Here is a 6,466-nt window from a genome sequence, read left to right on the forward strand (position 1 = left end):
TCAGCGCCAGCCCGCCCAACACCAGATGGCGGTCGCGCGAACCAACACGCACACCGGCCTCGGCGCGGCGGGCCGACAGGATGCGGCGGCCAGCCTCGGCGCGCGCGGACTTCCATCCGGCCTCGTCCAGCAGGCCAAGGCCCTTCATCCGGTCCAGTTCGGCCAGTTCGCGCGCGCCAGCCAGACGGTCGGCCTCGACTTCGCTCAGCGCGCTTTGGTCGCCTGCACCCCGACGTGCAAAGGACAGGACCCACAGTCCCGCCAGTGCCGTCACCATTCCTGTCATGATCCAAAAGATCGCCATGGTGCCGCTGTAGCGGATCAGGGCTGACGAAGCGAGATGCGAGACGCCGCACCTGCACTGGCCAATCGTCTACGCACGGTTCGTGCGGCTTCTTTGGCACCGGCCAGTTGCAGTAGGTCGATCAAAACCTGCAGGCGTCGACGGGCCAACTGGCCATGATCGGGCGCTTCGCCACGGTTCATCCGGTCCAGAGCCTCATCGGCCCAATCGGCGATACGTCCGGTGATTCCCTCAACCGTCTGGCGACGCTCGGCCTCGCAGCCCAGCGTCATGGCCGGACCGCGCGACACCGACAACAGCCCCATCAGCAGGCGCGCCTTTTCCACCTGGGCGTCATCCATAGTGGCCATCAGGCGCGGCACAGCGCGGGTCATACGGCCCACCAAGGCGGTGCGCTCCTGAGGCAGCAAACCATCGACGGCCTTGTCTGCCGCCTCAAAGCTTTTGGACAGCATCTGCGACAGGCGTAGTTTTTGCGATCGCAAGGTCCGCGACCACACGCTGTCAGGGCGGGGCGATACCACCATTTCGATCTCGCCGAGGGCCTGAGCCACCCAGTGCAAACGGTCACGGAAGGTCAGCACACCCTGCGGACCTTCGCTCAGTTCGAAGGCCACCAGCTGGTCGGTCTTTTTGACCACCGCATCGATCACGCGTTCCACGAAATCGGCGAACGGGCCATCGGCAATCGTGGTGGGCGGATTGCCCAGCGATGACGCATATTCAGCCAGACGCAGCACCTGAAGCCCTTCGCGTAGATGAGCGAAATAGACTTCCATCAGGCGCTGGGCACCGTCCATGCCAATGCTGGCGGCCTGACGGAAGGCCAGCTTCATGTCTGCCGCCGCATCGGGCGACACCCGCCCCTGCCACTCAGGCAGGCGGCGCACCGTGGTGCGGGCGATACCAGCCACATCCAACATGCGGGCCAGCGCCTCTCTCTGGGTGGGAGTACCCCGAGGCCAGATCGCAGCACCGTCATCACGCAGGGCCGAGGCGGCGGTAAAACACAGTCGGTCAGCAATCATGCGCGACAGATCATCGTCGCGATCAAGCTGCACCAGCAGTTCCGGTTCGTTCTTCTTGGCTGCACCCCACAGGGCTGCCAGCAAGGCGGGCGGGAAGGTCACGCCTGCCATGGTATCGGCGCGCGGCCGGAACAGGGCCAGCAAGGGCCGGAAGACCTGATCGCGTCTTTGCCGGTCGCGGATCTCCTCTGTGAACATCAGGCGCACGGAAGCGGCGCGCGCCCCCGCCATACCTGCCATCGCGCCTTCCAGCTTGGCCAGTACAGTATCAGGGCAGCGCGCGATCAGCTGGGTCAGGGCATCCGTCTGCGCGTCTGTCAGATCCGACATGGGGGCGTTGTTCCGGCAGGCTCCTATAGGCAAGGCATACGTGCGTCGATGCGGACAGTGTTGGACGCGCGGCAGTTAACATCGCCTTTGCGCCGAAACCGCAAAGGCGGCCCTAGGTATCGACGGATGGCAGTTCCAACACGACCTTGAGCCCGCCCAGATCACTGGCCCCCAGCGTGACACGCCCGCCATAGGCACGCACCAGTTCATCGACGATGGACAGGCCAAGGCCGGTCCCCGGTGTGTCCTCGTCCATGCGGGTGCCGCGTTTCAGGGCGGTGTCGCGCTGGTCCTCGGGGATGCCGGGACCATCGTCCTCGACAACAGCAATCATCTGGCCGGGCATGGCAGGCCCTGCGGAGACGCGCACACGACGACGGCTCCATTTGCCCGCATTCTCGATCAGATTGCCGAAGATTTCCTGCAGGTCCTGACGCTCGCCACGGAAGGCCAGCTCGTCAGGCGCGCGCCAGTCGATCTCGACGCCCTTTTCCTCGAACACGCGCTCGATCATCACCGCCAGCTCGTCCAGCACATCGCCCACCGGCGTGCGTTCGCCCAAACCGTGAGAGGCGCGGGCGGCGGCGCGGGCGCGGCGCAAATGGTGCTCGACCTGATCGCGCATGACCTGCGCCTGACGACGCACAATATCGGGCAATTGGCCTTCCTGCGTGCCCGCCTCGGCAAGCATGACCGCCAGCGGCGTCTTCAGCGCATGCGCCAGATTGCCGACATGGGTCCGCTGGCGCTCGACGGTTTCCTGATTGTGTTCCAACAGGCGGTTGACCTGATCGGCCAGCGGCTGGATTTCGCGCGGATACTCGCCCTCGGCACGGTTGGCGCGGCCATTGTGCACATCGGCGATGGCGCGGCGAAGATCAAACAGAGGGCGCAAACCCACGCGCACCTGAATGAAAACGGCAGTCACCAAACCCACGCCCAGCAGCAACATGGCCAGCCACGTCACCGTGGCAAACTGGCGGGTGTCGGCATCGACGTCCGACCGGTCGATAGCCGCAAAGAACACCACCGGCGTCGTGCGTCCCGGCAGGGTCTTCATACTGGCGGCAATACGCAGCGGCTCGCCCTTGGGACCATCTTCGGCGCTGTAGCTGACGGTCTGCCCCAAAGCGCGCACCAGGCGCTGCTCCAGTCCCTCATCGATGGCCAGATCCAGCTCCGCCAACGATTCGGAGCGGGCGATGATCTCCAGATCACCCTCGGCTGTGGGCTCGGCCACCATCCAGTATTTGCCGGACAGCAGACGCTCGGTCCGTGCATCGCGGATCGAGCCGATGAAGACATGGCCCTCGGGCGTGATGGTGGAGGCCACCACCACCTCGTCGATGGTGTCGCTGAGGGTCGAACCCAGACGGCGAAGGGCCGATTCCTGAAACACCGAGGTCAGGACGATCCCGGTCACCACCAGCGCCAACAGAATCCAGCCCGCCGCCAGCCAGATCAGTCGACGGGTCAGGGAGCGGTTTGGACGCACCTGATCCCAGCCGGTCGGGCGACTGGCGATCGAACGGTCGGGATGGTCGTCGGCTGGTGCCGTTTGCCCCGGCATGCGGCCTTAGCCCGCGTCGCTTTCACCGGCCAGCGGCGACAGGCGATACCCCAGACCGCGAACAGTCTCGATCCGGTCAGAGCCGATCTTCTTGCGCAGGCGACCGACGAACACTTCGATGGTGTTGGAATCGCGGTCGAAGTCCTGATCGTACAGGTGCTCGACCAGTTCGGTGCGGCTGATCACTCGGCCCTGATGCATCATCAGATAGTGCAGCAGGCGGTATTCCAGCGACGTCAGGCGCAGCGGCTCGCCGTTGACGGTGGCGCGGGCCGCGCGAGGATCAAGGCGCAGACCACCGCATGACAGGGTCGAGGTCGCATGGCCCGCGGAACGACGCAGCAGGGCGCGCAGTCGGGCCAGCAGTTCTTCGGTGTGGAAAGGCTTGGTCAGATAGTCGTCGGCACCCGCGTCAAAGCCCGCCACCTTGTCAGACCACGCCCCGCGCGCCGTCAGGATGAGTACCGGCGTGGTCTTGCCCTCGCGGCGCCAGCGCTCCAGCACCGACACGCCGTCGATCTTGGGCAGGCCGAGGTCCAGCACAACCACATCATAGGGTTCGGTATCGCCGAGGAACCAAGCCTCTTCGCCATCGGGCGCGTGATCTACCGCATAGCCGGCATCGGACAGGGCCGTCTTGAGCTGGCGCGACAGGTCGACATCGTCTTCAACCAGAAGAACACGCATGGGATCACTTACCCTTTAAAACCGGAAATCAGCGCGGGCGACCGGAGCGGCCATCCACCTCGATATCGTCTACGCGACCGCCGGGATATTCCCAACGGACCGTGTAGTCATTGCCACGTTCACGCATGCCCAGCATACGGCCGGGACGACCGTTCTGGACTTCGCGGGCGACCTGACCGGGGTTGGCGCGCTGGCTTTCACGGCGACCACCGCGGTCATCGCCACGGCCTCCGCCGCGACGGTCATCGCGTTGTTCATAACGATCCCGGTCGCCACGGTCACGCGACTGGGCCACTGCGTCCGTTGCGGGGACGACAGCGATCAAGGCGGCAATCAGAAGGGCTCGAATGGACATCATGACTGACGTTATAGGTTCAGACCTCTGAACGGGGGCTGAACACGGATTTAACATTACGAGAGCGCACTGACGGTGCCGATCTCACACCGGGTGACCACGGATTAAAGCCTACTCCATCGGTGTGGGCCAGTCCGAAGCGCAAGAATCTTGATCGTGTGTCGCGGGGTGTGCCCCTGGGGTGTCACGCGGCTTCGCAGACAGGGCCGTCCGAAGATGACGCCGATTTCACCCTGATGAACCATTTCTGACGCGAACTGTTCAGCTTCGGCTCAGCCGGACCCTGCTTTTCTGACGTCAACGCCGAGCGGACCTTTGTCCCCGCAAGGCGACGCTCAGAAAGGAGAATTCAGATGAGCAAGCTGAACGCATTTACGGTCCCCGCCATGGCTCTGGCTGTTCTGGTCAGCGCGGTTCCTGCTGCTGCCTCGGCCCAGAACTATCGTCCGGCTGCGCCATATGCGGCACCGGCCTATGGTCCGGCAGTCCATGTCTATGCCGCCCGCAAGAACGCCATCGAGCGCCGCGTCGATCGCGCCCTGCAGCAACGCCGTCTGGATATCCGCAAGGCCCGCGATTTCAAGGGCGAGCTGATCTCTATCAGCCGTATGGAGCGTGACTTTGCCCGTGGCGGCTTCAGCCGTCAGGAACGCGCACAGCTGGAACGTCGCATTGACCGACTGGAATCGCGCGTTGATCGCGAAATCCGCAACGACCGTCGCGGTCCAGGCCGTCGCTAAGACGCCTCCGACCTGAATAGCAAGGGCGCGATCCTACCGGTCGCGCCCTTTACTTTTATTCCGCGACCGTCAGTTCCGGCCAGCGGGCCTTTAGCTTGGCCACGATGGTCTCCCAGCCCTTGGCGCGCCCTCGCCTGGGCGTCGGCCGGATGACCATGTCGAACACATCGGCCAGCCCATAGGCAGAGTGGACGCTGATGCTATCGTCCGCTTCCAGCCGCACACCGACAGCAAAGGCCGGAGCCACGAAACGCGCTGGGGCCTCGTCGGTCGATAACAGGGGCGCAAAATCCTCGCCGAACTTTTGCGGGGCCCACAGGTGAACCCGGGCCTGATTGCGCACCTCGACCTGCGACTTCAGTGGCTCTTCAAAGGCATCGGCGACGCGCTTGATCCACACATCCTCGGCATCCCATGAGGTGTCGGGATCGAAATAGCCGATGTCATAGTCCTTGGTGCCGAAACCGGCAGGGCGGCCCGTCCGGGCGTTCCAGACCGACTGATAGACCGCGCCTGAAAACAGCCGCCAGTCCGGCAGGCCCAGATCGCGCACCGTCCGCAGCACTTGCATCAGGGTGTCATTGGCCCGAAGGATTTCGACCAGCTGCGCTTCGCGGCCCGCCTCGGTCAGTTCCGTCGCGCTCATTTCCGAACAGGCCAAGAGTGATCCAGCGGACCGTGACCACCGCCCAGACCCGGCGCGCGGCGGATGGCTTCGGCCACATAGGCCCAGCCTTCGGCCACAGCCACATGCAACGGCAGGCCCTTGGCGATGCCCGCCGCACAGGCGCTGGCCAAGGTACAGCCGGTGCCGTGGGTGTGCATCGAATGGATGCGCTCGCTTTCCAGCAGGGTCTCGCCATCGGAAGTCATCAGAATATCGGTGACCACGTCGCCCGGTACGTGCCCGCCCTTCATCAGGACCGCCTTGGCTCCCATAGCCAGCAAGGCCTCGCCTGCGCGGCGCTGGCCGTCGGCATCGGTAATGGACAGACCGGTCAGGGCTTCGGCCTCGGGCGCATTGGGGGTCAGCAGGGTCGCGCGCGGCACCATCAGGGATTTGACGGCCTCGACCGCCAGATCGGGCAACAAAGGATGGCCGCCCTTAGCGATCATCACCGGATCGACCACCGCCGGAGCCTTGGCCTCGTCCAGCAGCTGCGCCACGGTTTCCACCACCTCGACCGTGCCCAGCATGCCGGTCTTCACCGCATCGGTGCCGATGTCTTCCAACACACAACGGGCCTGAGCGGTGATGACGTCCAGCGGCATGGGATGCACGCCATGAACCCCCAGCGTGTTCTGCACCGTAATGGCCGTCACCGCTGTAGCGGCAAACCCGCCGAGCATGGTGATGGCCTTGATGTCGGCCTGAATGCCCGCGCCCCCGCCGGAATCAGAGCCCGCAACAACCAGTACCCGGCCTCTTTTTTGTTCGCTACCGCCGCCGAC

At 64.7% G+C, this 6,466-nt stretch carries 8 protein-coding genes; 1 reads left to right on the forward strand and 7 read right to left on the reverse strand.

Annotated features, from left to right (window positions below; genetic code table 11):
• From ccmI to B3B04_RS01530, 5 genes are all read right to left on the reverse strand, one after another.
• Positions 1 to 304, reverse strand: a 304-nt coding sequence (ccmI, locus tag B3B04_RS01510; protein WP_292039118.1) for a c-type cytochrome biogenesis protein CcmI, incomplete at its 3' end; no start/stop codon positions are given.
• A gap of 17 nt (positions 305 to 321) precedes the next feature.
• Positions 322 to 1,662, reverse strand: coding sequence for a hypothetical protein (locus B3B04_RS01515; RefSeq protein WP_292039123.1), 1,341 nt, complete (start codon positions 1,660 to 1,662; stop codon positions 322 to 324).
• 112 nt (positions 1,663 to 1,774) lie between these two features.
• On the reverse strand, positions 1,775 to 3,232 hold the full coding sequence (locus B3B04_RS01520; RefSeq protein ID WP_292039126.1) for a sensor histidine kinase: 1,458 nt from the start codon (positions 3,230 to 3,232) through the stop codon (positions 1,775 to 1,777).
• A 6-nt stretch (positions 3,233 to 3,238) separates the two neighbouring features.
• Complete coding sequence (locus B3B04_RS01525; RefSeq protein ID WP_292039130.1) at positions 3,239 to 3,919, reverse strand: response regulator transcription factor; 681 nt, start codon at positions 3,917 to 3,919, stop codon at positions 3,239 to 3,241.
• A gap of 28 nt (positions 3,920 to 3,947) precedes the next feature.
• A complete protein-coding gene (locus B3B04_RS01530; protein WP_292039132.1) occupies positions 3,948 to 4,277 on the reverse strand; it encodes a hypothetical protein in 330 nt (109 codons plus the stop codon).
• 350 nt (positions 4,278 to 4,627) lie between these two features.
• Between B3B04_RS01530 and B3B04_RS01535 the strand changes: the two genes are divergently transcribed.
• Complete coding sequence (locus B3B04_RS01535) at positions 4,628 to 5,014, forward strand: hypothetical protein (RefSeq protein WP_292039135.1); 387 nt, start codon at positions 4,628 to 4,630, stop codon at positions 5,012 to 5,014.
• A 55-nt stretch (positions 5,015 to 5,069) separates the two neighbouring features.
• Here the strand turns inward: B3B04_RS01535 and B3B04_RS01540 are convergent, their stop codons facing one another.
• Positions 5,070 to 5,660, reverse strand: coding sequence for a nucleotidyltransferase family protein (locus tag B3B04_RS01540; RefSeq protein ID WP_292039139.1), 591 nt, complete (start codon positions 5,658 to 5,660; stop codon positions 5,070 to 5,072).
• Complete coding sequence (thiD, locus tag B3B04_RS01545; RefSeq protein ID WP_292039182.1) at positions 5,657 to 6,430, reverse strand: bifunctional hydroxymethylpyrimidine kinase/phosphomethylpyrimidine kinase; 774 nt, start codon at positions 6,428 to 6,430, stop codon at positions 5,657 to 5,659. The genes B3B04_RS01540 and thiD overlap by 4 nt, the downstream gene beginning before the upstream one ends.
• Positions 6,431 to 6,466 lie beyond the last annotated feature (36 nt).

Source organism: Brevundimonas sp. UBA5713, assembly GCF_002419815.1.
Taxonomy (GTDB): domain Bacteria; phylum Pseudomonadota; class Alphaproteobacteria; order Caulobacterales; family Caulobacteraceae; genus Brevundimonas.

Excerpts from the sequence above, each read along its gene's own strand:
- B3B04_RS01540 (WP_292039139.1), bottom strand. The coding sequence starts at position 5,660 with ATGAGCGCGACGGAACTGACCGAGGCGGGCCGCGAAGCGCAGCTGGTC.
- B3B04_RS01535 (WP_292039135.1), top strand. The coding sequence starts at position 4,628 with ATGAGCAAGCTGAACGCATTTACGGTCCCCGCCATGGCTCTGGCTGTT.
- B3B04_RS01520 (WP_292039126.1), bottom strand. The coding sequence starts at position 3,232 with ATGCCGGGGCAAACGGCACCAGCCGACGACCATCCCGACCGTTCGATC.
- B3B04_RS01525 (WP_292039130.1), bottom strand. The coding sequence starts at position 3,919 with ATGCGTGTTCTTCTGGTTGAAGACGATGTCGACCTGTCGCGCCAGCTC.
- B3B04_RS01515 (WP_292039123.1), bottom strand. The coding sequence starts at position 1,662 with ATGTCGGATCTGACAGACGCGCAGACGGATGCCCTGACCCAGCTGATC.
- B3B04_RS01530 (WP_292039132.1), bottom strand. The coding sequence starts at position 4,277 with ATGATGTCCATTCGAGCCCTTCTGATTGCCGCCTTGATCGCTGTCGTC.